25 protein-coding genes and 1 riboswitch are annotated in these 26784 nt (G+C 31.1%); of the genes, 1 reads left to right on the top strand and 24 read right to left on the bottom strand.

Annotated elements, in window-relative coordinates; all coding sequences use genetic code 11:
- Positions 1 to 39: 39 nt before the first annotated feature.
- From L1S46_RS06310 to L1S46_RS06255, 12 genes are all read right to left on the bottom strand, one after another.
- The gene (locus L1S46_RS06310; protein ID WP_238899535.1) at positions 40 to 453 is read right to left on the bottom strand and encodes a HutP family protein; all 414 of its coding nucleotides are present in this window, start codon (positions 451 to 453) and stop codon (positions 40 to 42) included.
- Positions 454 to 1067: 614 nt separating this feature from the next.
- On the bottom strand, positions 1068 to 1886 hold the full coding sequence (locus L1S46_RS06305; RefSeq protein ID WP_238899534.1) for an acetyl-CoA carboxylase carboxyltransferase subunit alpha: 819 nt from the start codon (positions 1884 to 1886) through the stop codon (positions 1068 to 1070).
- A gap of 2 nt (positions 1887 to 1888) precedes the next feature.
- The gene (accD, locus tag L1S46_RS06300; RefSeq protein ID WP_238899533.1) at positions 1889 to 2752 is read right to left on the bottom strand and encodes an acetyl-CoA carboxylase, carboxyltransferase subunit beta; all 864 of its coding nucleotides are present in this window, start codon (positions 2750 to 2752) and stop codon (positions 1889 to 1891) included.
- Positions 2745 to 4097: an acetyl-CoA carboxylase biotin carboxylase subunit gene (locus L1S46_RS06295; protein WP_017210850.1), complete on the bottom strand. Its 1353-nt coding sequence runs from the start codon at positions 4095 to 4097 to the stop codon at positions 2745 to 2747. Before L1S46_RS06295 ends, accD begins: the two co-directional genes overlap by 8 nt.
- Before the next feature lie 14 nt (positions 4098 to 4111).
- Positions 4112 to 4540 carry a 3-hydroxyacyl-ACP dehydratase FabZ gene (fabZ, locus tag L1S46_RS06290; protein WP_011968417.1) on the bottom strand — a complete coding sequence of 143 codons (429 nt, stop codon included), beginning with the start codon at positions 4538 to 4540 and terminating at the stop codon, positions 4112 to 4114.
- A 3-nt stretch (positions 4541 to 4543) separates the two neighbouring features.
- A complete protein-coding gene (gene accB, locus L1S46_RS06285; protein WP_238899532.1) occupies positions 4544 to 5059 on the bottom strand; it encodes an acetyl-CoA carboxylase biotin carboxyl carrier protein in 516 nt (171 codons plus the stop codon).
- Between the two features lie 321 nt (positions 5060 to 5380).
- Positions 5381 to 6616, bottom strand: coding sequence for a beta-ketoacyl-ACP synthase II (gene fabF / locus L1S46_RS06280; protein WP_238899531.1), 1236 nt, complete (start codon positions 6614 to 6616; stop codon positions 5381 to 5383).
- A 17-nt stretch (positions 6617 to 6633) separates the two neighbouring features.
- On the bottom strand, positions 6634 to 7374 hold the full coding sequence (gene fabG, locus L1S46_RS06275) for a 3-oxoacyl-[acyl-carrier-protein] reductase (RefSeq protein WP_238899530.1): 741 nt from the start codon (positions 7372 to 7374) through the stop codon (positions 6634 to 6636).
- 199 nt (positions 7375 to 7573) lie between these two features.
- Complete coding sequence (fabD, locus tag L1S46_RS06270) at positions 7574 to 8518, bottom strand: ACP S-malonyltransferase (protein ID WP_238899529.1); 945 nt, start codon at positions 8516 to 8518, stop codon at positions 7574 to 7576.
- Positions 8511 to 9452: an enoyl-[acyl-carrier-protein] reductase FabK gene (fabK, locus tag L1S46_RS06265; protein WP_238899528.1), complete on the bottom strand. Its 942-nt coding sequence runs from the start codon at positions 9450 to 9452 to the stop codon at positions 8511 to 8513. The genes fabD and fabK overlap by 8 nt, the downstream gene beginning before the upstream one ends.
- A 354-nt stretch (positions 9453 to 9806) precedes the next feature.
- Positions 9807 to 10778: a beta-ketoacyl-ACP synthase III gene (locus L1S46_RS06260; protein WP_011968411.1), complete on the bottom strand. Its 972-nt coding sequence runs from the start codon at positions 10776 to 10778 to the stop codon at positions 9807 to 9809.
- Positions 10779 to 10792: 14 nt separating this feature from the next.
- Positions 10793 to 11242, bottom strand: a complete 450-nt coding sequence (locus L1S46_RS06255) for a MarR family transcriptional regulator (protein ID WP_011968410.1) — start codon at positions 11240 to 11242, stop codon at positions 10793 to 10795.
- A gap of 494 nt (positions 11243 to 11736) precedes the next feature.
- On the opposite strand from L1S46_RS06255, the gene L1S46_RS06250 reads away from it, so the two are divergent.
- Positions 11737 to 12348, top strand: coding sequence for a hypothetical protein (locus L1S46_RS06250; protein WP_238899527.1), 612 nt, complete (start codon positions 11737 to 11739; stop codon positions 12346 to 12348).
- Positions 12349 to 12622: 274 nt separating this feature from the next.
- Here the strand turns inward: L1S46_RS06250 and L1S46_RS06245 are convergent, their stop codons facing one another.
- From L1S46_RS06245 to purE, 12 genes are all read right to left on the bottom strand, one after another.
- On the bottom strand, positions 12623 to 13156 hold the full coding sequence (locus tag L1S46_RS06245; RefSeq protein ID WP_238860590.1) for a hypothetical protein: 534 nt from the start codon (positions 13154 to 13156) through the stop codon (positions 12623 to 12625).
- 358 nt (positions 13157 to 13514) lie between these two features.
- On the bottom strand, positions 13515 to 14450 hold the full coding sequence (locus L1S46_RS06240) for a tetratricopeptide repeat protein (protein WP_238899526.1): 936 nt from the start codon (positions 14448 to 14450) through the stop codon (positions 13515 to 13517).
- Between the two features lie 265 nt (positions 14451 to 14715).
- Complete coding sequence (locus L1S46_RS06235; RefSeq protein ID WP_238899525.1) at positions 14716 to 17022, bottom strand: M56 family metallopeptidase; 2307 nt, start codon at positions 17020 to 17022, stop codon at positions 14716 to 14718.
- 4 nt (positions 17023 to 17026) lie between these two features.
- Positions 17027 to 17395: a BlaI/MecI/CopY family transcriptional regulator gene (locus tag L1S46_RS06230; protein ID WP_026885258.1), complete on the bottom strand. Its 369-nt coding sequence runs from the start codon at positions 17393 to 17395 to the stop codon at positions 17027 to 17029.
- Positions 17396 to 17927: 532 nt separating this feature from the next.
- A complete protein-coding gene (locus tag L1S46_RS06225; protein WP_017210862.1) occupies positions 17928 to 18230 on the bottom strand; it encodes a hypothetical protein in 303 nt (100 codons plus the stop codon).
- Positions 18231 to 18298: 68 nt separating this feature from the next.
- Positions 18299 to 18381: riboswitch (cyclic di-GMP riboswitch) on the bottom strand.
- A 243-nt stretch (positions 18382 to 18624) separates the two neighbouring features.
- Positions 18625 to 19875 (bottom strand): phosphoribosylamine--glycine ligase, encoded by a 1251-nt coding sequence (gene purD, locus L1S46_RS06220; protein ID WP_238899524.1) that lies wholly within the window; start codon positions 19873 to 19875, stop codon positions 18625 to 18627.
- A gap of 415 nt (positions 19876 to 20290) precedes the next feature.
- Positions 20291 to 21799 (bottom strand): bifunctional phosphoribosylaminoimidazolecarboxamide formyltransferase/IMP cyclohydrolase, encoded by a 1509-nt coding sequence (gene purH, locus L1S46_RS06215; RefSeq protein ID WP_238899523.1) that lies wholly within the window; start codon positions 21797 to 21799, stop codon positions 20291 to 20293.
- Positions 21800 to 21812: 13 nt separating this feature from the next.
- Entirely contained in the window at positions 21813 to 22424 is a 612-nt protein-coding gene (gene purN, locus L1S46_RS06210) for a phosphoribosylglycinamide formyltransferase (RefSeq protein ID WP_039770439.1), read from the bottom strand.
- Positions 22412 to 23413: a phosphoribosylformylglycinamidine cyclo-ligase gene (gene purM, locus L1S46_RS06205; RefSeq protein ID WP_017210866.1), complete on the bottom strand. Its 1002-nt coding sequence runs from the start codon at positions 23411 to 23413 to the stop codon at positions 22412 to 22414. The genes purN and purM overlap by 13 nt, the downstream gene beginning before the upstream one ends.
- A gap of 69 nt (positions 23414 to 23482) precedes the next feature.
- Complete coding sequence (gene purF / locus L1S46_RS06200) at positions 23483 to 24898, bottom strand: amidophosphoribosyltransferase (protein WP_238899522.1); 1416 nt, start codon at positions 24896 to 24898, stop codon at positions 23483 to 23485.
- Between the two features lie 257 nt (positions 24899 to 25155).
- Positions 25156 to 25863 (bottom strand): phosphoribosylaminoimidazolesuccinocarboxamide synthase, encoded by a 708-nt coding sequence (gene purC, locus L1S46_RS06195; protein ID WP_023973458.1) that lies wholly within the window; start codon positions 25861 to 25863, stop codon positions 25156 to 25158.
- A complete protein-coding gene (purE, locus tag L1S46_RS06190; RefSeq protein ID WP_017210869.1) occupies positions 25863 to 26342 on the bottom strand; it encodes a 5-(carboxyamino)imidazole ribonucleotide mutase in 480 nt (159 codons plus the stop codon). Before purE ends, purC begins: the two co-directional genes overlap by 1 nt.
- Between the last annotated feature and the right edge of the window lie 442 nt (positions 26343 to 26784).

Below are 26784 nucleotides of genomic sequence, written 5' to 3'. Positions count from 1 at the left end.
ATCCCATAAATAATATTTAATGCTGTTAATTGTTGCCTGCTATAAAGGCAATGCCCTGTGACCTATTCCTATAGCTACTTCATCTAAGTGCAGAAGTCCAATACTTAAGAATATGCATACTGAAATATGTTCTCCACCTCTAGCTATTCCGATCTTTCCGCCTATATTTTGGCCATTTGCTCTATTTGCAACTTGAATAACCGCATCTCTAGTTGCACCTATAACAGCACCTTCATGCAAATGCTCTTCTCTTATTAACTCGTTTCTTTTTGCAGCAACTAATGCACTTTCGAGTATTTTAGATATTGATGAGTTTATATTTCCACCCACATTTACTGCGGTAACTTTAATTCCCTTCTCTGCATATACTTTCTTTAAATGCTCTTCTTCATGTCTATCACATATAGCCATTTTAGTGGCTATCTTTGCAACTCTTGTACTATTACTTTCCATAACTTGATACCTCCAACGTATTCTCTAGGCACATTATAACACATTAACTTTTCTTATACTTCAAAATAATCTGATAATTCATAGATAAACAAAAAAATAGGACTAAAGAGTACTTCTCTACTCTTTAGCCCCTATATTAAATCTTGCCATATATAAATCAATTGTAAGCTATAGATAAACAATTATAAACTGTACTTAGACTATGAAATATCTTTCAACCAGAAACTGGAACAAAAGTATATTATTCATTTCGGCGAGTTATATGCATAAGTTCAGGTCTTAGTTGGGATATCTATAGATTTATACTATAGATAAACAACTTAAGAATTCGATTTATACTTTGCAATAAATATCATACTAGAAAGTAGAAACATTTTTATGCAACAGGCATTGAAAATGAGCTGTTAAAAGGTCTTAATTATAGATTGTTCCATTGATGCTTGTCACAATGAAATTGGGAGCAAGCATTAGTGGTGCAACCTGCAATTTAGCACTTTCAGCGAAATTTTCATAGTCCTGTGAAATAACAATGTTTTTACTTTCGGTGGATTATTGCATAAGTCTAGGTTATATATTGTTTATCTATATAAAATATATCGCAACTAGAAATATAATTAATAAAAGTTTCCCATAGCTCTGAATTTATTATATCTATTATCTATTAGTTCATTTAAATCTTTTTCTTTTAATTCTAACAAGCTATCTACAATTGTTTTCTTAAGAATCTCTGCTGTTTTAACAGGGTTTTTATGTGCACCACCCCTAGGTTCTTTTACGATACCGTCAATTATATCAAAACCCTTTAAATCTTTAGCAGTAATTTTTGCAACTGCTGCTGCTTCTTTAACTCTGCTTGGATCTTTCCATAGAATCGAAGCAAATCCTTCTGGTGAAAGAACTGAATATATAGAATGTTCTAACATAAAGATTTTATCTGCAACTGCTAAAGCTAAAGCTCCTCCACTTTCGCCCTCACCTGTTATAATTGAAATTATTGGTGTCTTTAATCTACTTAATTCAAAAAGATTATTTGCTATAGCCTGCCCTTGACCTCTTTCTTCTGCTCCCATACCTGGAAATGCTCCCATAGTATCTATAAAACAAATTATTGGCCTTTTAAATTTTTCGGCCTGCTTCATAAGTCTTAATGCTTTTCTATATCCTTCTGGATTAGGCATTCCAAAATTTCTTTTTATATACTCACTAGTATTTGATCCTTTAGTTATTGCTATAACTGTAACATTTATATCATTAATAGATGCGATTCCACCAATTATAGCTTGATCATCACCAAAGTTTCTGTCTCCATGAAATTCAATAAAATCTTTAAATATAGTTTCTATATAATATTGCCCAGATGGTCTGTCTTTGTGCCTTGCTATTTCAACACTTTCCCATGGTGTTACATTAATTTTCATAAAATCTTTATCCATAATTAATTCCTCACTCCATGCAAAATAAGAATTTTATATATACATGCCCTCATATTCTTTCTTTCAACAATGGCATCAACAAAACCTTTTTCAAGTAAAAATTCTGCTTTTTGAAAATTATCTGGAAGAGTTTCTTTAATTGTGTTTTCAATAACTCTTCTTCCTGCAAATCCTATTAATGCATTAGGCTCACTTAAAATGATGTCACCCTCCATTGCAAAACTTGCAGTTACTCCTCCAGTTGTTGGATCTGTTAATATAGAAATATATAAAAGACCAGCTTCACTATGCTTTGCTAGAGCTGCACTTATTTTTGCCATTTGCATAAGTGAAAAAATACCTTCCTGCATTCTAGCACCGCCAGATGCTGTAAAAATCATTAATGGAAGCTTATTTTCTGTAGCATGTTCTACAAGTCTTGTAATCTTTTCACCTACTACAGTTCCCATACTTCCCATCATAAAGAAGCTATCCATAATAGCACATGCTACTTCTATACCATTTAGCTTTCCAACTCCAGTAACAACAGCTTCTGTACTATCAGTCTTAGTGCTTTTCAATTTTTCTTCATAGCCTTTGAAATCTAATGGATTAGTAGTTTTTAAGTCTTTCCAGAATTCCTTAAAAGTATCTTTATCAAAAAATACTTTTATTCTTTCTTTTGCATTAAGTCTAAAATGATGACCACAAGTCGCACAAACGAACTTAGAATTTTCTAAGTCTTCTGCATATATCATTGAATTACACTTATCACATTTTTCCCACATACCTGATGGTATATTAGGCTTTTCTTCAGAAATACTCTTTTTTAACGTTGAGGATTTAACAGTTGCATATTGTCTTTTTACAAATAAATCCTTAAGCATTCTTCTTCACCATCTTTTCTGCTAAAAATGAAGTATCATAATCTCCTTCTAAGAATTCTTTAGTATGAAGTATTGATAATTCAAAATCAATATTAGTTTTTACCCCACCTACTGCAAATTCTGCTAATGCTCTATCCATTTTTACAATAGCTTCATTTCTATTATCACCAAAAGTAATTAATTTAGCTATCATAGAATCATAACAATGAGGAATTTTATATCCACAGAATATAGCCGAATCTACTCTTACTCCCATGCCTCCTGGGACACAAAGCTCTTCTATTGTTCCTGGACATGGTCTGAAATCATGTTCTGGATCTTCTGCATTAACTCTACACTCTATTGCATGACCTTTAATCTTTATATCATCTTGAGTATAAGCTAATTTTTCTCCTGATGCTATCTTCAATTGTTCTTTTACTAAGTCTATGCCTGTAATCATTTCAGTAATTGGATGCTCTACTTGTATTCTCGTATTCATTTCCATGAAGTAGAAATTATTATCTCTATCAAACAAGAATTCTATAGTTCCTGCATTCTTATAATCTACAGCTAAAGCTGCTCTCTTTGCAATTTCACCCATTTTAGCTCTTAATTCTTCTGTTAATACATTTGATGGTGCTTCTTCTAAAACCTTTTGGTTCTTTCTTTGCATCGAGCATTCTCTTTCACATAAATGTATAACATGGCCATGTTCATCAGCTAATATTTGAAATTCAATATGCTTTGGCTTTTGAACAAATTTTTCTATATATAATGAATCATCTCCAAAACAAGCTTTTGCTTCTGTTTTAGCAGTTTTAAAGCCCATTAAGAATTCTTCATCATTATTGGCAACTCTTATTCCTTTACCGCCGCCGCCTGCTGACGCTTTTATCATTATTGGGTATCCAATACCTTTTGCAATTTCTAAAGCATGGGCTTCGTCTCTTATTTCGCCTTCATATCCAGGTACTACAGGAACACCAGAAGCTTTCATGATTTCTCTTGCTTTGGCCTTATTTCCCATAAGCTCAATTGTCTCATAATCAGGACCTATAAATTTAATATTGCACTGTCTACACATCTTTGCGAATTTAGGATTTTCTGATAAAAATCCAAACCCTGGATGTATAGCGTCAGCTCCAGTTAAAACACATGCACTTAGAATGTTTGTTATGTTTAAATAACTATCTTTAGGCATTGCAGAACCAATACATACAGCTTCATCTGCAAGTTGAGTATGAAGTGCTTCTTTATCTATTTCTGAATAAACAGCTACTGTACTTATTCCCATTTCTCTACAAGCTCTAATTATTCTAACTGCAATTTCTCCTCTGTTGGCAATTAGCACTTTCTTTAACATTTTTATCACCTATCCTACTGCAACGCAAAAAGTATTTCAGCTTCACAAACTGTTTTTCCATCTACTGAGGCAATCCCTTTTCCAATACCTATAGGTCCTTTAATCTTAATAATTTCACAGTATAAATCTAGCTTATCTCCAGGTACAACTTTTCCTTTAAATCTAACTTTATTTATACCTGCAAATAGTGGAGTCTTACCTTTAAATCTTTCCATTGAAAGAATAGCAACTGTTCCTGTTTGAGCTAAAGCTTCAACTTGAAGTACTCCTGGCATAATTGGTTCTTCTGGATAATGCCCTTGAAAGAATGCTTCATTTGCAGAAACATTTTTATACCCTCTTACAAATTGCTTTTCTTCTATTTCCATTTCAGTTACTCTATCTATTAAAAGCATTGGGTATCTATGTGGTATAATTTTTTTTATTTCATTTATGTTAAGCATTAATTATTCCCCCTTAACCTTAAATAATGGCTGGCCATATTCTACCATATCTCCGTCATTAGCTAAGCGTTCTACTATTACTCCATTATATTCGCTTTCGATTTCATTCATAAGCTTCATAGCTTCTATAATGCAAATAACCTTTCCCTTAGAAACTGTGCCGCCAACTTCTACGAAAGGTGAGCTTTCTGGTGATGCTGAAGAGTAAAATGTTCCAACCATAGGAGAAGTTATAATACTTACATCCTTATCGTCTATAACTACTTCTTTTTCAGCAGCCTTTACTTCTTCTTTCTCCACTATATGATTTTCTGATCCTTCTACTGAACTAAGTGAACTAGCAGCAGTGTTAACCTGATTATTTACAGCTGGTGTATAATTTCCTGAGCCATTATCAGCTAATCCTCTAGTTAATGATTTATCCATCTTTATATGATCATTTCCACTTTGAAGCTCAAAAAAGGCCAAACTTGAAGAGTCAACCAATTTAACAAGCTCTTTAATTTTTTCAAAGTCCATAAAAATATCCTCCTCTTATATATATTTTGCAATGCACAATTCACAGCTTAATGCACAATGCTCAATTCACATTTCAATTCGCAATGCACAATGCTCAATTTTTAATTCACATTTACGTGTGAAATTCTTGTAATATTTTTAGAATTATTCTTAGGAATTATTTTCTGCAATGTATATATATATATCTTATTCAAAAATATTATTTATATATTTTATGCCGTACTAAGTCACATTCAAAAGTTAATATTTCTTATTAACTGCATTTAACTTTTCTGGCATAAAATATATGCAACACTTTTTATTTTACCAAATATATCTTTATTATTTCCACTTTTTCAAAAGTAAAGTGGCATTATGTCCACCAAAGCCTAAAGAGTTAGTAAGTGCATATTCTAAATCTTGCTTTCTTCCAACATTAGGAACATAATCTAAATCTATTTCTTCATCTTTTGTTTTATATCCGATTGTTGGCGGGATAAATCCTTCTTCAAGAGCCTTTGCACATATTATTGCTTCTATTGCTCCTGCTGCTCCTAAAAGATGACCTGTCATAGATTTTGTTGAAGATATCGGAACTTTGTATGCATCTTCTCCAAACGCCTTTTTAATAGCTGCTGTTTCAAATTTATCATTTAATTCTGTTGAAGTTCCATGAGCATTTATATAAGAAACTTGTTCTGGTTTAATTCCTGCCTCTTGCAACGCATCAGTCATAGCTCTTGAAGCTCCTGCTCCTTCTGGATCTGGAGATGTGATATGATATGCATCACAAGTTGATCCATATCCTACAACTTCAGCTATGATATTTGCACCTCTAGCTTCAGCATGTTCTAAAGATTCAAGAATTACAACTCCTGCACCTTCTCCCATTACAAATCCACCTCTTTCCTTATCGAAAGGAATAGAAGCTCTTTCTGGATTATTTCCTGAATTTAATGCCTTCATACTATGGAATCCAGTAACTCCAAGTCTAGTTATAGGTGCTTCTGCTCCACCTGCAAGCATTACATCTGCATAACCATGTTTTATTGTTCTAAATGCATCACCAATATTGTTTGTTCCTGTTGCACAAGCAGTTACTGCTGATGTACATGGTCCTCTTAATCCATATTTAATAGCTACATTTCCTGCACCTAAATTTATTATTGTCATAGGAACGAAAAATGGAGATACTCTTTTAGACTTTCCAGTTGCAATTTTAGTACATTCAGTTTCAATAGTCTCAAATCCACCTATACCAGATCCAAGCATTACGCCAAATCTCTCTAGATTTTCTTTTTCTAAATCTATTCCTGAATCCTTTATTGCCTCATCTGATGCAACCAAAGCAAATTGAGCAAATCTATCTAATCTCTTTGCTTCTTTCTTACCTATTAAAGTATCTGGATCAAAGCCCTTAACTTCTGCTGCTATTTTTACATCTACTAAATCTTTATCAACTAAAGTTATATAATCTATTCCTAGCTTTCCGCTTTTTGCATTATCCCAAAACGTACTTACATCATTTCCTATCGGAGTCAGAGCTCCCATCCCCGTAATTACTACTCTTCTTTCCATAAATCAAACTTCCTCCATTACATTAACATTCCACCGTCAACCTGGATAACTTGCCCTGTAACATAATCTGCACTTTCACTTGCAAGGAAAGCTACAACATTTGCTACATCACTTGCTTTTCCTAATCTCTTAAGCGGTATAGTCTTCTTCATCTCTTCTTTGTATTTATCTGCTAGAGCTTCTGTCATATCTGTTTCGATATATCCTGGTGCTACTGCATTTACAGTAATTCCTCTTGAACCAATTTCTCTAGCTAGTGATTTTGTCATTCCAATTACCCCTGCTTTAGATGCAGAATAATTTACTTGACCTGCATTTCCAGTAATTCCAACAACTGATGAAAGATTTATTATCTTTCCATGTTTCTGTTTCATCATAATTGGAGTGATAGCTTTTAGACAGTTAAACACACCTTTTAGATTTACATCAATAACATTATCAAAGTCTTCTTCTTTCATTCTGATTATTAATCCATCTTTTGTAATCCCTGCATTATTTACCATGATATCTATAGTACCAAACTTTTCTTTGGCAGAATTGATAAGATTATCAACTTCTTCTGACTTAGATATATCACCTTTTACACATAAAGTTTCTACACCTATGCCTTTTATTTCATTTTCAACTTCCAATGCTTCTTTTTCATTGCTTCTATAATTTAAAACTATATTAGCTCCAAGAGATGCAAGCTTTAAAGCTATTGCCTTTCCAATTCCTCTTGATGCTCCTGTAACAATTGCACATTTTCCTTTTAGCATATATTAAATTACCTCCTATTGTTATAAACAATTAACCTATAACTGAGCTGCAAATAATTATTTATAATCTATCTACTCATTCTAAATAACTATTCCTATACTTTAAAATAACAAGCCTACATTTAAAAATCCTAGTAAACCAAGTGTCAGTTAAGATAAAAATGTAGAGACTTGCTTTTAATAAATATATATTTATATATTAAAAATTGCTTTTAATCTTATCAATTGTATTTTTCAATGAGTTCATGTCCTCAACATTTAAAAGACTTGCACTCTTATTTATTTTCTTAACAAATCCTCTAAGTGCTTTTCCAGGACCTACTTCTATGAATGTATCAACGCCGCTATCTATCATATGATTTATAGTCTTTTCAAAAAGGACTGATGTTCTTATATGTCTCTTTAATAATTCTTTAACATCATCTTCTTTTTCATAAGGAAGTCCTTTAACATTTGAATAAACTACTTTGTTAAGTTCTTTAATATCAACATTTTTTATAGTATTAAAGAATTCTTCACTTGCAGGCTCAAGAAGGGAACTATGAAATGGTCCACTAACCTTTAGCGGAATTCCAAGGCCTCCTAATTCTTTTGCAATTTTTACGGCTTCATCGATTGCTTTGTTTTCACCTGAAATAACTACTTGGCCTGGGCAGTTATAGTTAGCCCCTTCAACTATTCCAAATTCACCTGCTCTAGTTAATAATTCTTGTATCTTTTCATCATTCAATTTTAACACAGCAGCCATTTTTCCAAGGCCTTCTGGTAGCGCACTACCCATTATTCTTCCTCTTTCTTTTATAAGAAGTAATCCTTCTTCTAAAGAAAGTGCTCCCCCGTATATTAGCGCTGCATATTCTCCTAAGCTAAGGCCTGCTGCATAATCTGCTTCAATGCCATTTATCTCTAGTGCTTTTAACGCGATAAGTGATGCAACAAGTATTGTAGGTTGTGCATTTTCTGTTGCTGTTAAAATTTCTTCTGGCCCTTCGAACATCATTTTCTTAATAGGCATATTTAAAATTTCTTCACTACGATTTAATATTTCTTTACATTCTGGTATATTATCGCAAAGTTCTTTTGCCATTCCAATAGTTTGAACTCCTTGACCTGGAAAAAGAAATGCAGTTTTACTACTATTCATGATTCCCTCCAAAACGCTTAAATATTTCATTTGATTCTGCAAATAATTCTTCAATCATTTCCTTACATGATTGTTCCTTGCAAATAAGTCCTGCTATTTGACCTGACATAAGTGATCCATTATCCACATCACCATCTACAACAGCCTTTTTAAGCGCACCAATTCCAAGCTTTTCTAATTCTTCAGCAGATGCTCCTTCTTTTTCTAACTTAAGATAAGTTCTTGCAAGCTTATTTCTTAGAACTCTAACTGGGTGACCTGTTGGTCTTCCTGTTACTTCTGTATCTATATCATTGGCTTTTAGTACTTTATCTTTATAATTTTGATGTATTGTACATTCTTTTGCCACTAAGAATCTTGTTCCAACTTGAATTCCTTCAGCGCCTAGCATAAATGATGCAGCTACTCCTCTACCATCACCTATTCCTCCAGCTGCTATAACTGGTACGCTTACAGCATCAACAACTTGTGGTACTAATGTCATAGTAGTTAACTGACCTACATGCCCACCTGATTCAGTACCTTCTGCAATAATTGCATCAGCTCCTGACTTCTCCATTCTCTTAGCTAATGCTACAGAAGCTACTACTGGTATAACCTTTATTCCATGAGCTTTCCATTTTTCCATATACTTTCCTGGACTTCCTGCACCAGTTGTAACAACAGATACGCCTTCTTCACATACTAATTCTGCTATTTCCTCAGCATTTTCTGCCATTAACATTATATTTACTCCGAATGGCTTATTGGTTAATTCCTTTGTTTTCTTTATCTGTTCTCTTACCCATTCAGTTGGTGCTGCCCCAGTTATTATTCCAAGTCCACCAGCTTCACTTACCGCTGAAGCTAAAGATGCATCTGCAATTCTTGCCATAGCACCTTGAAATATAGGATATTCTATTTTTAACAGGTCACATACTCTATTTTTTTCCACAACATATTCCTCCTACCATTACCAATCACAAAATATCGCTTAATGTACTATCTCTTACTATAATAATGGAACTTCCTGTATTTTAATCTTATCTATGTATAATAGTCATTTCACCTATCATGATAAGTAATTTTACTATTATAGCATATTTTTATCAATGAGATTACTAAAAAGTTAAAAATAAGTTCATATTCTCCAACGTTTATACATTGGTTTTTTTATAAATATTAAATTGCATCTTGTATTATTTTTAATCTCAAATGATATGATATTTATTTCCATAACCATTCCATTCTTATATATAAATCTATTTTAAAGTTAAATAATAAAAGCTTATTTAACTATTATTTTTAATTACCACTCAAGTAATGTTGCTGCATAAGTTAACCCACCACCAAATGCGACAAGAATAATTTTATCACCTTTATTTAGTAAGCCTTTTTCATACATTTCATTTAAAGCTATAGGTACTGTTGCAGCTGATGTATTTCCTACCTTTTCTAAGTTCAAATAGAACTTATCTTCGCTTAATTTCAACTTTTCTGCTGCTAATTTTATAATTCTATAATTTGCTTGGTGAGGTACTATATATTTAATGTCATCAAATGAAACATTAGTATCTTTCATAACTTCAGTAACGGCTTCATCTATTGCAGATACTGCAAATCTAAGTATTTCTCTACCATTCATATCGATAGTTCTTTTAGCTAATTTTTTCTCTTTCGAAAAAGGAGTATCAAAATCAGTAGCGCCTATAGTAAGTGCTTCCCCCTTTTTTCCATCCGCTCTTAAATATGATTTAATTATTCCTGGTGCCTCATCCCTCTTAAGTACAGCAGCGCCAGCACCATCTCCAAATAAAATACAAGTGCTTCTGTCTGTCCAGTCTGTTACTTTTGAAAGAACTTCAGCTCCAACTACTAATGCATTTTTATAATTCATAGACATCATTAAAGCTTTAGCTGTCTCCAATCCGTATACAAACCCTGAACATGCAACACTTATATCAAAACAAGCTGCCTTACTTGCATCTAAATTACTTTGAACTAGACATGCAACCGATGGTATAAACATATCTGGGCTAATTGTAGCAACAATAATAAGTTCTAAATCTTTTGCATCAATACCAGCTCTTTCAAGTGCAAGTTTAGCTGCTTTTGTTGAAATATCAGATGTATTTTCTCCTTCTGAGATTCTTCTTTCTCTCATACCTGTTCTTTGCACTATCCACTCATCACTTGTTTCAACGAATTCACTTATTCTATCATTAGTAACTACTAGAGATGGAAGATATGCTCCAATTCCAGCAATTTTAATATTACTCATATTTTTCTCCTTCATTATACTAATTCATATTTTTCTTTAAAAAAGTTATTTATTTTACTTAAAGAAGAAATTAAAATTTCTTCCTCTTCTAACGTTAATCCTTCTATTGCATTATTTATCATTTCTCCATGAAATCTCTGATGGATTCTGAATGCTAACTTTCCTTTTCTAGTTAATTTAATAAGGACAACTCTTCTGTCTGTTTCTATCCTGTTTCTTTCTACATATCCTTTTTTAATTAATTTATTGATAGCAGTTGTTAAAGTACTTACTGTAATTTTTAATTTCTGCGCTACCTCTGACATTGTTCTTTCACTGTACATACCAATAGATTCTATAGTATGAATTTCTGTTATTGAAAGATCTGAAAGTACACCATTCTTTAAACTTTGCTCCTCAATTTGTAAGACATCATTAAATAACTGCACCAAAAGCTCGTTAATCAGTTTTGTTGATTTATCCATTTATCTGCACTCTCCATTTTGGCATCCAAAAATATCTTCTAACAAAAATTATATTCAGTGTTTATAAAATGAAAAATTTGGTAATGAAAATTCTAAATATCATACCAAATACGCAATCTATTGACCAATTAGACATATGAAATAAAATAACAAGCAAACGACATAAAGATATTTTGTCCTAAGATTTGCTGAGGAAAGTTCATTTTGAATTCAGAATGAACTACATGAAAAGTTTCACTTTATTTTAGACAAAATATATAAACAAACATATTTACTTTATATTTTCTGAGTATGCCTCGCCTTTAATCAAAAAGTTTTAAAATCAAATAGTTTGATAATCAAAATATACTATACTCAAAATACATTGTCAAATTTTTTTCAATTTTTTCCAGTCTCTTGTATGCTTTTAATTAGCAATTTCATATGATATAATTAATTAAATTAGTTAATATTATCTATAATATTAATTTTTAAACATAGGAGGTGTACATATCATGACTAGAAAGTTAATTATAGCTACAGTTTTAATGTTAAGTACCGTAATGGTTTCTTGTAGCACAAAGCCTAGTGATTCCCCTAAGCCTAGTGATAATAACACTACTACTGTAGAGCAAAATAAAGACGACAATGGCTCTTCTAATGCTGATAGTAAAAAAGCTAATGAAACTACAAGCGATACAAAAAAAGTAAATAAGGTAAAACTTTCCATATATAGTATAGATGATAATTCTTTAGAACCAAATGAATCAGGTACTATTGAGGTAAATGAAAATTCAACTCTACAGGACAAGCTAAAAGAATTAGCAAAAGCTGTATCAGAGAAAAAATTTGACAATTTACCAATTGAAGTTAAATCTATAGATACTGTTAACGGCAAAAAAGTTGCTACTATAAACTTAACTGACTCAAATAATAAAAAATGGGTTCCAAAGTTTCAAGGATCAACTGGTGGTTCAGTTACAGCTAATACTCTAATCGAGAATTTCCTTCAATCTAATAACAAATCTAAAGGCGAATGGATTGATGGTGTGAAATTCCTATATAATAATGAAACAATAGAATATGAACATGCATCAGACTTATCTACTGTTAGGTATGCAAATTAATTACATTAAGTTATAGCAAAAAGAAGCCAAGCTTTAATATTTAAAACTTGGCTTCTTTTGCTTTTTATTTTATTATCCAGTATTTCAACAAAATCTCTTCTTATATAATGGTATCTATTTCAAAGTTCTTCAAATTTTTCTTCATTAGAATATATATATGTTGCAAAAATAATTCTTCATCATAATTCTAAAAATATCGAAAGAATTTTAGCCTTAATTGTGAACTGTAAATTGTAAAATGTGCATTGTGAATTGCAATATATATTTCAATTTATTAAGAAATTACTGTATATGTTTGAGTATAAGCTATTTGTTCATCACCTAATGTAAGGTAATAATATATAGGTATCATATACGTTGAATAAAATAACGTTGAAGCTTCCGGCACATTGCTTTCTATTGCTCTTACTAAGAGTTGTTGGTGCTTTAAGCTTACAATATAGCAATTAGCTATAATTACAATTTGTTCTGCAAAAAACACGTCAGAAATTGAATTTGAATATTTATCCGCATGATTTACCAAATTAGTCCTAATAATTCTAAGCTGCTCAATATAACGCTGTATCTCAACATCGAACTTCTTTAAGTCATCAACTGGTGTATCTGGTTTTATATTATATACAGTTAAATTTGCCCGTATAACTTTAATTTGATTTAAGCTGTTAATAATATCCTCCTTATTCTGCAAATTAGATATTTTAGGGCCAAACTGCTGAGGTATACTTGGAATTTGTGCATATACTAAATTACTTGTGAATACTGTTATGAATATTATAAACGTTATCAAACGAATTATTCTTTTACGCATTATTATTCCTCCATATTATAATAAATCCACCTTATTTACAAAAAGAATTCTTTAAGTTTATCCTTTGTTATTTTAAATATTTTATTCCTAAAAAAGCAGATTATATTAATGAGGATATGCGCACTGCTCAAAGGACAGCCGTTCTATTGTTTCCAGTACTTTATATAGGTATACAAACCAAGACATGAACTTATGCATATAACTCGCCGAAATCATAAATATTTTGTTCCAAAAAGCTATGAAAATATCGCTGAAGGTTCTAAGCAGCAGGTTGTATCTAATTTAGCACTTTCAGCGAAATTTTTATAGTCCTGCGAAGCAACAATGTTTCTTCTTTCGGTGTACTATATGCATAAGTCTATGTCTCAAGTTGGATATCTCCCCAAAGGTTCTTATATTCTTCAAGTTCTCTTATTGGATCTAATTCTTTGTCTTTCTTCATATACTCCAAAAAGAATTCATTTAATTCTATACTTTTTTCTACATCTCTTAATGCTTTTAAATTTTCATTTATATTTACATAATAACAAGCTCTATTATAATATAAGAAACCTTCATCATCATTTTCTTCTATTCCCTTACTTATTACTTCAATAGCTTTTTTAAAATCACCTTCTTCTCTATATGCTACTGATAAATTTAAAAAACTATAAGGATAATTTGGATTTGCTTCAATAGACTTGTAATAATATTCTTTGCTCTCTTCTATGTTATTTAACTTATTTAAAATTACTGCTTTATTAAATAATATCTTGTAATGCCTATCCTCAATTTCTAAAGCCTTATTTATATAATTTAGTGCATCAATATTTTCATTGTTTTCTTCTAAAATACAAGCTAAATTTGCATATGCCCACATATAATTAGGATTTATTTCAATAACCTTTTTATAGTTACTTATCGCCTTATCCTTTTCACCTGATTCATCATATATATTGGCTAAAAAGAAATATGCTTTATCATAATTAGGATTTTTTTCTATGGCCTTCTCATAATACTTTTTAGCCTTTTCTAATTCATCATTCTCATCATATATTATTGCCAAGCCATAATATGCTCTAGCATCATCCTCATCTAATTCAATTACTTCTCGATACTTTTTCTCTGCATCACCAGATAACCCAATTTCATCATAAATTAATGCCATATCCATCAGCAATTCTATATCTTCTTTTCCAATATTTAAGGCATATGCCTTTTGATAAAATGAAATGGCTTTTAATAAGTTATTTTCTGATCTTAAATTTCTCGCCATATTTATATAATTATTGTATAAATAATTTTTGTTTTCCATCTCGTTCTTCATCCATTCATTTGATTTGTTAATTCTAATATTTATTATGCTCAAATATACTCTTAAATTTAATCCTGATAAAATAATTACTTCCTTAGAATTATATCACTAAAATAATAAAATACTCAATTTATATATAATTGAGTATTTTATCATATTGAACTTATATAAATTGCAATTCACAATGCACAATTACAGTCAAAATTCTTCTAATATTTTTAGAATTATGATGAAGTATTATTTTTGCAACATATATATGAAATGTTTACTTTTTATATACATCTATAACATTTTCAGTTTTATAATGACCGTAGTACCAAGTATTTGTATAAGAAGTTGATCTAAAATTCAAAGAATCAGCAAGCTTAGTTTCTACTCCATCCTTTGTCTTCCATAAACTAAATGAATCTCCATCTTTTCTTACAAATAATATTTGGTTTTCTGATAAATATTTTGGCATGAAATCAAATGATTTATTATTTGTAATTTGAGTTATTTCTTTTGTTTCAGTGTTTACTTGATAAATATAGTGTGGTTCACTTTCCCAGTTTTTCGAACTTTGTGACATATCATCTTTTAAGGCATCAGCTCCAGAATATGCTATACTTTTTCCATCACTAGAATAATCCGGTGTCATTGATACTTGATTTTCTGGAATTAGACTTGTAAATTTGTTAGCTTTGATATCGAAAATTCCTAATGTTTTGTTGCTATACATATCTCTATATTCGCCATTGTTAACAGCAACTATGCTGCTATCTACTGGATTTTGAGAAATATTATCTTTATATGCCAATGCAATCATATTATTATTTTCTATAACTTTATTGTTTAAAAGATCATATACTGCAAATTCTGTCATATCTGCTGACATTGAGCCTGAATTAGGTTTGTTCCATATATACATATATCTATCATCACTTGATACCCTCTCAACATTAGGTCTTGATCCAATAGATTCAAATAATTCAGATACTGTATATTGATTTCCAATCTCTTTATTATTTCCTTCTTTTTCTTCGAAAATAACCTTTTCTTCTTTAGTATCTAAATCATAGCTAATTATACCTATTGATTTAATAGTTCTCCCTTTGTCTGTAGTAGTTTCTAGCTGTTTGTTAGCATATACCTTATTTTTACTATCGCAATTGATATTAAAATAATCATACTCATTGCTTATAATATCCACTAACTTTTTAGTATTGGTATTATACATAGACATCCCTGCATTTTTAGAAGAGCAAATTAAGTTTCCTGAGTTATTCCAATCATATGACTCTACATTTTTAGCTACTTCAATTACTTCACGAGTCTCTATATTGCAAATATATAAATTATCTTCTTTAGTATAAGCAACATATAACCCATCTTTAGATATTTTCGGCAATTTAATTTTTTCATTTTTATCAAGAAGAATTGGGTTATTTTCTTTTAGTTCAGACATGTATAGCCCATCATCTGATACAAATACTGCAAATTCTGCTCCTTTAGCACTTTTTGCTGTATCACTATTACTAGCAAATACAGTTTTTGAAGCAAGCAAACTAGTAGATGTAAAAATCATGGTTACCATAAGTGAAATACAAACAACTATTTTTTTTGACTTTTTAAAAAACACTATATTTTTCAAGCGTGTCTCAATCTCCTTCCTACTTTTACAAACTGATGCCCCTAAGCTTAGGGATTTATTCTGAGAATATTCTATTAACTCTAATATAATTTCTCCATAATATTTTCTTTTTGATTTATCCATCTTCTTTATAAGTTGTTCATCTAAAGACAGCTCACAAATTATATTTATCCTATTTCTGATAATATAAACAATAGGATTAAACCAATTGATTATATTTGCTAAAAGTGCTACTGCCTTCACCCATAAATCTTTACGTTTAAAATGAATTAATTCATGATCCAGTATTATTTCAAGCTTGTCCAGATTGTGGTCCATCTTAGGAATTGTGATAGTAGGTGTTAATATTCCTGTAATCATTGGACTTTTAATGCCACCACATTCTTTTATAATTATCTTCCTATATATATTTAATTTTTTCTTACAGTTTTTAAAAACATCAATTATTGATTTATCATCAATAATATTACTTATACTTTTAAGTTTTTTATAAAAAGAAATATATACGTAAGTTTCCTTAATTACTAGTATGAGTACACCTAATATCCATGCATAAAGCAGCATATTTCTATTCATTATTTTTTGCATCATACTTGTCTGCTTTAAATCCACTTGGCTTTGGCTTACTGGCTTAAGAGTACCATCCCCTTGCAAAACTCTTATCTCATCACTTTTATCATTTTTCTTCAGCATCTTTTCATGGTTTTGCTGTGCTACCGTATTCGTATCCTGCATTGATAAATAATTCTTATGTTCCACTATTTGAGGCAGTTTAACAAAACTCCCAATAGGTATAATAAAAATTAAAAGCGTTATAAATAGCATATAATAATTCCAAGTAGCGCTAAAAGTCTTTTTAGTGAGTGGTTTAAATATACAAAGTATTAAAAACATAAAGCTGCCCGCTAATGACATTTGCAGAATATAATTTAGAATCTCCATATGTCTACACCTCTTTGAGCCATTCTTTCAACTCTGCAATATCCTTATTACTTATTTTCTTATTATTAAACAATGTTGCCATAAAGTTTTTAACTGATCCCTTATGCATATCTTCTAAGAAATTATCAGTTTGAATAGCTCTATATTCTTCTTCTGTAATTTTAGGAAAATAATTATTTAACTTTCCTACTTTAGTTACACTCAAAATCCCCTTTTCAGTTAATCTTGATATCAGCGTCATTATTGTTGTTACCTTCCATGAATTTTCTTTTGGAAGCTCGTCTAGAATCTCCGCTGTAGTAATTTGATCATTCTTTTTCCATATTATTTTCATTATCTCCATTTCAGCGTCCGATATCTTCCCTAACTTCATATTCAATCATCTCCTATATGTAATTCTACAAGGTGTAGTATTTATGTTTTCATACTACACCTTGTAGAATTACATGTCAATATATTCCTATAAACTTTTAATAAAAAACTTATTAGCATATATATTGCAATTCACAATTAAGGATAATATTCTTGCACTATATATGTTGCAATTAACTTGTTCCATTTTGGTTTTAACTAGTCATTCACCTCACTAGAATTTTAATGTAAATTTATTATTTCAACATATCTATATAAACCAAACTACATAAAATAAGCTGCTAAAAACAGTTAATGCAGGGCTAGTCTCCTTTTGCTTGTCCTAATGAATTAAGAACATGCTAGAGAAGATGTAACCCTGCATTAGTACTTTACAACGAATTTTTCATAAATCTGCTAAGTAAACATATATGTTGCAATTCACAATGCACATTTCACAATTACGCCTAGAATTCTTACAATATTTTTAGAAATTTTATGAAGAATTATTTTTGCAATATATATTGAATTAATTTATAGCAATTTTTATTTTTCTATTTCACTTTCCATTTATATCTTGTTTCTAAAAATTCCCCTTGTCTATCATATCCTTTTATATTATATCCCATCTTGTTATATCCTTGCCTGTCATATCCTCCACTATTATATCCTTCTTTATCATATCCATATTTATCGTACCCGTCTATATTGTAGCCTTCTGTATTAAAATATGTGCCATTTTTATGAACCCCTTTTTTATCAAAACCCTCTTCATTAAATTTTGTACCGTTTTTATGAATTCCTTTTGAATCAAACCCATGTTCATCATATTTCTTTAACCTATTAAAAAATAACATAAAGATTGCACCTCAATTTTAATTTATTATCTATATACTTATTTAAGCGGACAAAAAAAGACCGACCTTAATAAAAAGGTCGGTTGCACTATTAACTCATCGAATATAAAGTGCCCAAGTAAATATTCGAATCACAGTTTCCTTATATACATAATATTACTATTTAATGATTATTTTAACATGGAATTAATTACAAATCAATGAACAAATAGTGAATAAAATGAAACAATTTCAAATTTTAACATATACATTGCAATTCACAGTGCACAATTCACAATTACGGCTAAAATTTTTAGAATTATGATGAAGAATTATTTTTGAAATATATATAAGCTATTAGGTGTTATTGATTAAATAATAATAATACCTAATAGCTCATTTCTTTAATATATATTTATTTATGTGTTCCTATATCACTTCTACAATATGCCCCTTCAAAGGTAACATATTTAATATTTTCGTAAGCGTCTTTTCTAGCTTCTTCTAGAGTTTTTCCAAGACCAATAACTGATAATACTCTTCCACCGTTAGTCTTTAAAACTCCATCTTCTTCCTTAGCTCCTGCTAAAAATACCTTATCTTTAACTTTTTCATCAATTTTTATCTCATATCCCTTAACAAAATCTCCTGGATATCCTTTAGATGCTAAAACAACATTTATGCAGACACCATTATTCCACTTAATTGTAGTTTTATCTAGTTCTTCTCTTAATGCTGCTTCAATCACTTCTACTAAGTCACTTTCCATTAGATAAAGAACTGATTGTGTTTCAGGATCTCCCATTCTTACATTATATTCTAAAAGATAAGTTCCTTTTGCAGTAATCATGATACCAAAGAAGATTATTCCTTTATAATCAAAGCCTTCTTCTCTGATACCAATTAAAGTCTTAGCCATAATATTTTCTTCGAAATCCTTCATTACATCTTCTGTCACATAAGGATTTGGTGCTAATACTCCCATTCCACCTGTATTTGGTCCTTTACCTCCATCAAATATCTGCTTATGGTCTTTACCTGATATGAACGGAATTATTGTCTTCCCATCAGTGATAGATAGAATTGAAGCTTCAACACCTTCTAGGAATTCTTCAATTACTATTTTTTGACCCGCTCCATTGAAGATATCATCTACCATATAAGATTTTACTGCTTCTATTGCTTCTTCTTTAGTTTCACATATAGCAACGCCTTTTCCTGCCGCAAGACCATCTGCTTTAACTACTGTTGGATAAGGACATACTTCTAAATATTTAAGCGCTTCATTGACATCTGTAAATGTTTCGTATTCTGCTGTCTTAACGCCATACTTTTTCATAAATTCTTTAGAAAAGCTTTTGCTTCCTTCAAGCATTGCTCCATTTTCGGCTGGTCCAAATATCTTTAATCCTTCTGTTTTAAACTTATTAACAATCCCCTTTGTTAAAGGATCCTCTGGCCCAACTATTGTAAGGTCAATAATTTCTTCTTTAGCAAATTTAATTAATTCGTCAATATCAGTTATGTTTACATTTTCGCATTTATTTTCAATTGCAGTTCCACCGTTACCTGGAGCAACAAATATTTTTTCAACCTTTTCACTTTTTGCAAGTTTCCAAGCCAAAGCATGTTCTCTACCACCTGAACCAATTAAAAGAAGTTTCATTTACATACCTCCAAAATAATATTCCGTTATAGATAAACAGTATACACTCATAGCCTATGTTATAACCAACCGAAAGAAAGGATACTCTGTTGTTTCGGTTGTCTTAGAGAATACAACTGTGAATTTCTAACATTAAAAGTTGCGTCCATTTCTGCATGCTCCCAATGCAAGATTGGTACAAGCAAAAATGGAACAACTTCTAATGAAGAAATCCTACAGCCATATTCTCAGATGCAACACTGCACAAAAGAGTACCCTTTCTTTCTAATGTGGGAGTCATTTCAAAGCATAAGTCTAATTCATAACTTGTTTATCTATAACAATTAACTTAAAAAAACACAGGGTTTTTATTATATATTTTCAATCCAATATAGAATTTATTGCTTAATCACCTAATATAAATAACTTATCTATATTAATGCTTGAAGTGTCTATATCCTGTAAATACCATTGCTATTCCATATTTGTTACAAACGTCTATTGACTCTTGATCTCTAATAGATCCACCTGGTTGAATTATCGCTTTAATACCAGCTTTTGCTGCCGTCTCTGCAACATCTCCAAATGGGAAGTAAGCATCTGATGCAAGGATTGTAGCTCCTTTTCCTCTCTTTAAAGCATCTTCTGTTGGCCAGATTCTGTTAACTTGACCCCCGCCAATTCCAAGTGCTATTCCGTTATGAGCAACAACTATAGCATTAGATTTAACGTATTTAACTACTTTCATTCCAAATAATAAATCATTCATTTCTTCATCAGTTGGTTTCTTTTCAGTTACAACTTTAATTTCTTCTACTAATTTATTGTCTTCCTCTTGAACAAGCATTGCCCCATCAACTGTAACCATATATTTATCTGCCTTTGGAGTGTTATGGAATTTAAGAACTCTTAAGTTCTTTTTAGTTTTTAAAATTTCTAAAGCATCTTCATCATATTCTGGTGCAGCTATAACTTCTAAGAAAATTTTAACCATTTCCTCAGCAGTTTTCTTATCTACTTTTCTATTAAATCCAATGATTCCCCCAAATATTGAAGTTGGATCTACTTCATATGCCTTCATATAAGCTTCATAAGAATCTTTTCCAATTGCAACACCACAAGGTGTATTATGTTTTAATGCGCAACATGCTGGTTCATCAAATTCATTAGCACATTTCCAAGCTATATCAACATCTTTAAAGTTATTATAAGATAATTCCTTACCATTTAATGTTTCAAAAGTATTCATAGCTCCATCAAGCATTGTTGATGCGTAAACAGCTGCAGTTTGATGTGAATTTTCACCATATCTAAGGCTTTGCATCTTCTTATATGAAACTGAAAGATATTCTGGATATTCTTCCTCATCATCAGCTAACAAGAAGTTTGAAATAGCCCCATCATAAGCGCTCATAAGATTAAATACTTTACCAGCTAATTTCTTCTTAGTCTTATAAGAAGTTTCGCCATTTGCTTCAATCTCTTCCATAACAACTTTATAGTCATTTTTATCAGAAATTACTACAACATCCTGAAAATTCTTAGCCGCTGCTCTAAGCATTGTAGGTCCGCCAATATCTATAAATTCAACCTTTTCTTCAAATTCTAAATCTTCTTTAACTTTCTCAAAGAATGGATATAGATTTACAACTACATAATCTATGGTATGAATATTTCTTCCTTTTAATGTATTCATATGCTCTTCATTGTCTCTTATAGCTAATATTCCAGCATGAACTAATGGATGAAGTGTTTTAACTCTTCCATCTAACATTTCAGGAAAATCAGTAACTTCATTGATTTCAATTACATTTAATCCATTTTCCTTCAAATATTTATAAGTTCCACCTGTTGATACAATTTCAACATCTTTAGATACTAAAAATTTAGCAAAATCTAAAACTCCCTCTTTATCAAATACGCTTATTAAAGCTCTCTTTTTCACGAAAAGGCCTCCTTTATTCTTCTATCTTGACTCTACCATCAATTACTCTGATTTTATTTTCGCTAATTAACTTAATTGCCTTAGGTAATATTTCGTGTTCTTTTTCTAAAATCCTCTTTTGAAGTGTTTCCGCATCATCTTCAAAATAAACTGGCACAACTTCTTGAAGAAGTATTGCACCACCATCAACTTCAGAATTTACAAAGTGAACTGTACATCCTGAAAATCTTACACCACTTTTAATTACGGCTTCATGAACCTTTAATCCGTACATTCCAGGTCCACAAAAAGATGGAATTAAAGATGGATGAATGTTTATAATTCTATTATCAAATTCTTTTAATATTTCCCCATCTAAAATTGCCAAAAATCCTGCAAGAACTATTAAATCAACCTTTCCCGTTGTTAATTCTAAGATCTTGTTAGAGGATTCTTCACCATACTCACGCCTATTAACAACAAAAGTATCTATATTATGCTTTTTAGCCCTCTCTAAAGCATAAATATTATCACGGCTTCCTATAACCATCTCTATCTTAACATTCATATAGTTACTTTCCACCGCATCTATTACCGATTGTAGGTCTGTTCCGCCCCCAGAAACCAAGACCGCTATTTTAAACAAATACCTTCACCCCCAGATGTTACGTATCCTATTTCATAAGCTTTTTCTCCCATTTCTACTAAAGCCTTTATAATAGGTTCCACATCTTCATCTTTAACAGCAAGAACAAACCCTATTCCCATGTTAAAAGTATTATACATATGCTCCTTGTCTACACCTTTTTCAATGATTCTTTCAAATATAGCTGGAAGTGGATATGAATCTTTGTTAATTACAGCTGTGAAGTCTCCACCATTGAACATTCTTGGAACATTTTCTATAAATCCACCACCTGTAACATGAGCCATACCTTTAATTTCATAGCTTTCTAACAATTTAAGTACTGGTTTCACATAAATCTTAGTTGGTGTAATTAATGTCTTCCATACTTCTTCACCATTAAATTCTTCATTTAAATCTGGGAATATTTTTCTAATTAATGAATATCCATTAGAATGTATTCCAGAAGAAGCTATACCAATCAACTTATCTCCATCTTTAATATTGCTTCCATTAATAATCTTATCTTTATCAGCTATACCAACTGCAAATCCAGCCATATCATATTCTCCATCTGAATAGAATCCAGGCATTTCAGCTGTTTCTCCACCAATTAAGGCACAGTCAGAATCAACGCATCCATCCGATATACCTTTAACTAAATCTGCTGCAACTTCAGCTTCAAGCTTCCCACAAGCTATATAATCTAAGAAAAATAATGGTTTTGCCCCATGGCATAAAATATCATTTACGCACATAGCTACGCAGTCAATACCAACTGTATCGTACTTCTTGTTCTTAAATGCGATTTCAAGCTTAGTTCCTACTCCATCAGTTCCAGAAACTAAAACTGGTTTTTCATAACCTGATGGTAATTCAACCATTCCAGCAAAACTTCCAAGACCATTTAAAACATATTGACTCATAGTTCTTGCTGCGTATTCTTTTATAAGCTTAACTGATTTATATCCTTCTTCTATGTTAACTCCCGCTTCTTTGTAAGTAATCATTTATTAACTCCACCTTTCAAAATGCTATTGACATATTCAAAAAACAATAGATGAATGTGCCTTAGATGTCTATATCTCTTTCTCTACTGGTGTTGCAACTGGGTAAACTCCATTAAAGCATCCCATACAAAATTCTTCTCTATCACCACAGCTCTTATAAACGCCTTCTTCACTTAGATATCCTAAATAATCTGCTCCAATCATATCTCTAATCTCTTCTATAGTATTATTAGCAGCAACAAGCTCACTTCTATAAGGTGTATCTATTCCAAAATAACATGGATACTTAACACTTGGTGATGCTAGTAAGAAACTAACTTCTTTTACACCTACACGTCTAAGTGATTCAACTAAATGTTTTGATGTAGTACCTCTTACTACTGAGTCATCAATAAGTATAACTCTTTTTCCTTCTAAGTTTGATTTTAGTGGATTTAACTTTACTGCGACTGCTCTTTCTCTTATTTCTTGAGATGGCGATATAAAAGTTCTTCCAACATATCTATTTTTAATAAATCCAGTATCATAAGGTATTCCAGAAGCCTTTGCATATCCGATAGCTGCTGGTATTCCAGAGTCTGGAACTGCTATAACAACATCTGCATCTAATGGATGCTCTTTATATAACTGTTCTCCTGCTTTAACTCTTGTTGTATGAACTTCAAGTCCATCAATTCTAGAGTCTGGTCTAGCAAAATATATATATTCAAAAGCACATGTCTGACATTTAGTATTTTCAGAATATCTATATGAACTTATTCCTTCACTGTCTATTATAACTATTTCTCCTGGTTCTATATCCCTTACAAATTCAGCACCTATTGCATCTAAAGCGCAGCTTTCTGAAGTTAGAATGTAACCTTCTTCAATTTTCCCCAATGAAAGTGGTCTTATTCCGTGTGGATCTCTAGCCCCAATTAATCTATCCTTTGACATAATGGTTAATGCAAATGAACCTCTAACAGCTGACATAGCATCAACTACTGCTTTTGCAAAACCTTTTTTAGCACTTCTTGCTATAAGACATGCAATTACTTCAGAATCTGTTGTAGTATGAAAGATTTGTCCTCCATCTTCAAGTAATTCTTTTATTACATCTGCATTTACTAAAGTTCCGTTATGAGCCATAGCTATTGGTCCCATCTTTGATGAAACGAGTATTGGCTGAGCATTTTCAATCCCTTTTCCACCAGCAGTTGAATATCTTACGTGGCCTATAGCTATATGACCTTTTAGCTTTTCTAAATCTTCCTGCTTAAATGCTTCAGTTATTAAACCTAATCCTTTATGTATGTCAATTTTTTCACCATCTGCTACTGCAATTCCAGCACTTTCCTGCCCTCTATGTTGAAGAGCATAAAGTCCATAGTAAGTCATTGATGCTACATCTATTGGATTATTAGTATATACTCCAAATACCCCACACTCATCCTTAAATTTATCATTACTTGGATCCATTATTAATTCAAAATTCGGATTACTCATCTATACAATCCTTTCACTAATCTATTTTTAGAAAAATTAAAATACATGAGAACTAATGCACAATTAAGGATGAAATTTCTTTTGACTTCTAAATCACATAATTCATCAAACTTCATCAGAGAAATGAGAATTCAAAATAACACTCAAGACTTAATGTACGAATTCTCAACCTTCCTCTGTGAACTTAGTTCCCTCATTGTGCATTACTAATTGCATTCTAATATAAATTTTATAGTAAATTTGATTCTAAATATATACTACTTAGAAATTCTCTTTAATATTTCAACATAAGCATCTTTAACATTACCTAAGTCTCTTCTGAATCTATCTTTATCCAATTTTTCTCCTGTTGTTGCATCCCAGAATCTACAAGTGTCTGGTGATATTTCATCAGCTAAAACTATTGTTCCATCAGCACATCTACCAAATTCAACTTTAAAGTCAATTAAGTTTATGTTTTGTTCTTTAAATACAGCTTTAAGAGTGTCATTAATTTTTGCTGTCATATCATAGATTACTTTTAATTCTTCAAAAGTAGTTGCACCAATTCCAACTGCATGATAATCATTTATTAATGGATCTCCTAGTGAGTCATCTTTATATGATAATTCAAATACAGTAGTCTTAAGCTTAAATCCTTCTTCAAGACCTAATCTCTTAGCCATGCTTCCTGCTGCAACATTTCTCACTATTACTTCAAGTGGAACTATTTCAACCTTTTTACATAACTGTTCTCTGTCATTTAGTTTCTCTATAAAGTGAGTTTTAACTCCTGCTTTTTCTAATATTTCAAATAATACTGAAGTTATAGCATTATTCATTATACCTTTGTCTTCGATTTGACCTTTCTTTTCTCCGTTGAATGCTGTTGCATCATCTTTGTAATATACAATTACTTCATCAGCCTTATCTGTTGCGTAAATTTTCTTTGCTTTTCCTTCATACATCATTTCTAATTTTTCCATTATAGTTCTACCCCTTCCGCATTTTCCTCAATGAATTTTTTCTTCATATTTAATCTGAATTCTTTTAATTTATTTTTTAATTCATCATTATTAACTGATAACATTTGAACTGCTAACATTCCTGCATTGTAGCTGTTATTTATACCAACAGTAGCAACTGGAATTGATTTTGGCATTTGTACTATAGAATATAATGCATCAACACCTTCAAGAGCTGCCTTAACTGGAACTCCTATTACAGGAAGTATTGTCTTTGATGCTATTACTCCTGGTAAATGTGCTGCAAGACCTGCTCCAGCTATAATAACTTGACATCCTTGAGCTTGAATTTCCTCTAATGTTTCTTCTAACTTTTCTGGTACTCTATGAGCTGAAAGTATAAACGCTTTGTACTCTACTCCAAATTCCTTTAAAGCATTTGCTGCTCCTCTCATAACTTCTGTGTCTGATTTACTTCCAAAAAATATTGCTACCTGCATTTTTAAGCCTCCTGTTTTTGTAATGTTCCTATTAATACATTTATATATTTCTCTTAAGGGCTATACCCCAAATTATAAGTGAGAATCGAAATCTTTGATTTTGCTCTTCGAACTTAAGCAGACATCTCAAAAGTGAGTGTCCAAATTTTATATTTGGAAACATGAACTTTCTCTTTGATCATCTATGATTTGATGATGGTCGCTTACTCTGTGAGCACTCAGCGAACGAAGTGAGTCGAGTTTCCTTATAAGTATCTCTAACCCGCATTACAACTATAAATATTTACATATTTATATATTTATCTATTTACATATCTTCATATTTATCTTTTTAAATATTTATATACTTAACTTTATACATACTTAAAAATTTAACTTCTTACATATATACCTTTTTAAGTTTTTAAATATAAAACTATTTTTATATTCAAGTTTTATTTCT

This window comes from Clostridium sp. YIM B02500, assembly GCF_022324665.1.
Classification (GTDB): domain Bacteria; phylum Bacillota; class Clostridia; order Clostridiales; family Clostridiaceae; genus Clostridium; species Clostridium beijerinckii.
This window is presented reverse-complemented; position numbering and strand designations above follow the sequence as displayed.

Coding starts and splice junctions, on each gene's coding strand:
- L1S46_RS06310 (WP_238899535.1), bottom strand. CDS start 453: ATGGAAAGTAATAGTACAAGAGTTGCAAAGATAGCCACTAAAATGGCT.
- L1S46_RS06305 (WP_238899534.1), bottom strand. CDS start 1,886: ATGGATAAAGATTTTATGAAAATTAATGTAACACCATGGGAAAGTGTT.
- accD (WP_238899533.1), bottom strand. CDS start 2,752: ATGCTTAAGGATTTATTTGTAAAAAGACAATATGCAACTGTTAAATCC.
- L1S46_RS06295 (WP_017210850.1), bottom strand. CDS start 4,097: ATGTTAAAGAAAGTGCTAATTGCCAACAGAGGAGAAATTGCAGTTAGA.
- fabZ (WP_011968417.1), bottom strand. CDS start 4,540: ATGCTTAACATAAATGAAATAAAAAAAATTATACCACATAGATACCCA.
- accB (WP_238899532.1), bottom strand. CDS start 5,059: ATGGACTTTGAAAAAATTAAAGAGCTTGTTAAATTGGTTGACTCTTCA.
- fabF (WP_238899531.1), bottom strand. CDS start 6,616: ATGGAAAGAAGAGTAGTAATTACGGGGATGGGAGCTCTGACTCCGATA.
- fabG (WP_238899530.1), bottom strand. CDS start 7,374: ATGCTAAAAGGAAAATGTGCAATTGTTACAGGAGCATCAAGAGGAATT.
- fabD (WP_238899529.1), bottom strand. CDS start 8,518: ATGAATAGTAGTAAAACTGCATTTCTTTTTCCAGGTCAAGGAGTTCAA.
- L1S46_RS06260 (WP_011968411.1), bottom strand. CDS start 10,778: ATGAGTAATATTAAAATTGCTGGAATTGGAGCATATCTTCCATCTCTA.
- L1S46_RS06255 (WP_011968410.1), bottom strand. CDS start 11,242: ATGGATAAATCAACAAAACTGATTAACGAGCTTTTGGTGCAGTTATTT.
- L1S46_RS06250 (WP_238899527.1), top strand. CDS start 11,737: ATGACTAGAAAGTTAATTATAGCTACAGTTTTAATGTTAAGTACCGTA.
- L1S46_RS06245 (WP_238860590.1), bottom strand. CDS start 13,156: ATGCGTAAAAGAATAATTCGTTTGATAACGTTTATAATATTCATAACA.
- L1S46_RS06240 (WP_238899526.1), bottom strand. CDS start 14,450: ATGGAAAACAAAAATTATTTATACAATAATTATATAAATATGGCGAGA.
- L1S46_RS06235 (WP_238899525.1), bottom strand. CDS start 17,022: ATGGAGATTCTAAATTATATTCTGCAAATGTCATTAGCGGGCAGCTTT.
- L1S46_RS06230 (WP_026885258.1), bottom strand. CDS start 17,395: ATGAAGTTAGGGAAGATATCGGACGCTGAAATGGAGATAATGAAAATA.
- L1S46_RS06225 (WP_017210862.1), bottom strand. CDS start 18,230: ATGTTATTTTTTAATAGGTTAAAGAAATATGATGAACATGGGTTTGAT.
- purD (WP_238899524.1), bottom strand. CDS start 19,875: ATGAAACTTCTTTTAATTGGTTCAGGTGGTAGAGAACATGCTTTGGCT.
- purM (WP_017210866.1), bottom strand. CDS start 23,413: ATGATTACTTACAAAGAAGCGGGAGTTAACATAGAAGAAGGATATAAA.
- purF (WP_238899522.1), bottom strand. CDS start 24,898: ATGAGTAATCCGAATTTTGAATTAATAATGGATCCAAGTAATGATAAA.
- purC (WP_023973458.1), bottom strand. CDS start 25,863: ATGGAAAAATTAGAAATGATGTATGAAGGAAAAGCAAAGAAAATTTAC.
- purE (WP_017210869.1), bottom strand. CDS start 26,342: ATGCAGGTAGCAATATTTTTTGGAAGTAAATCAGACACAGAAGTTATG.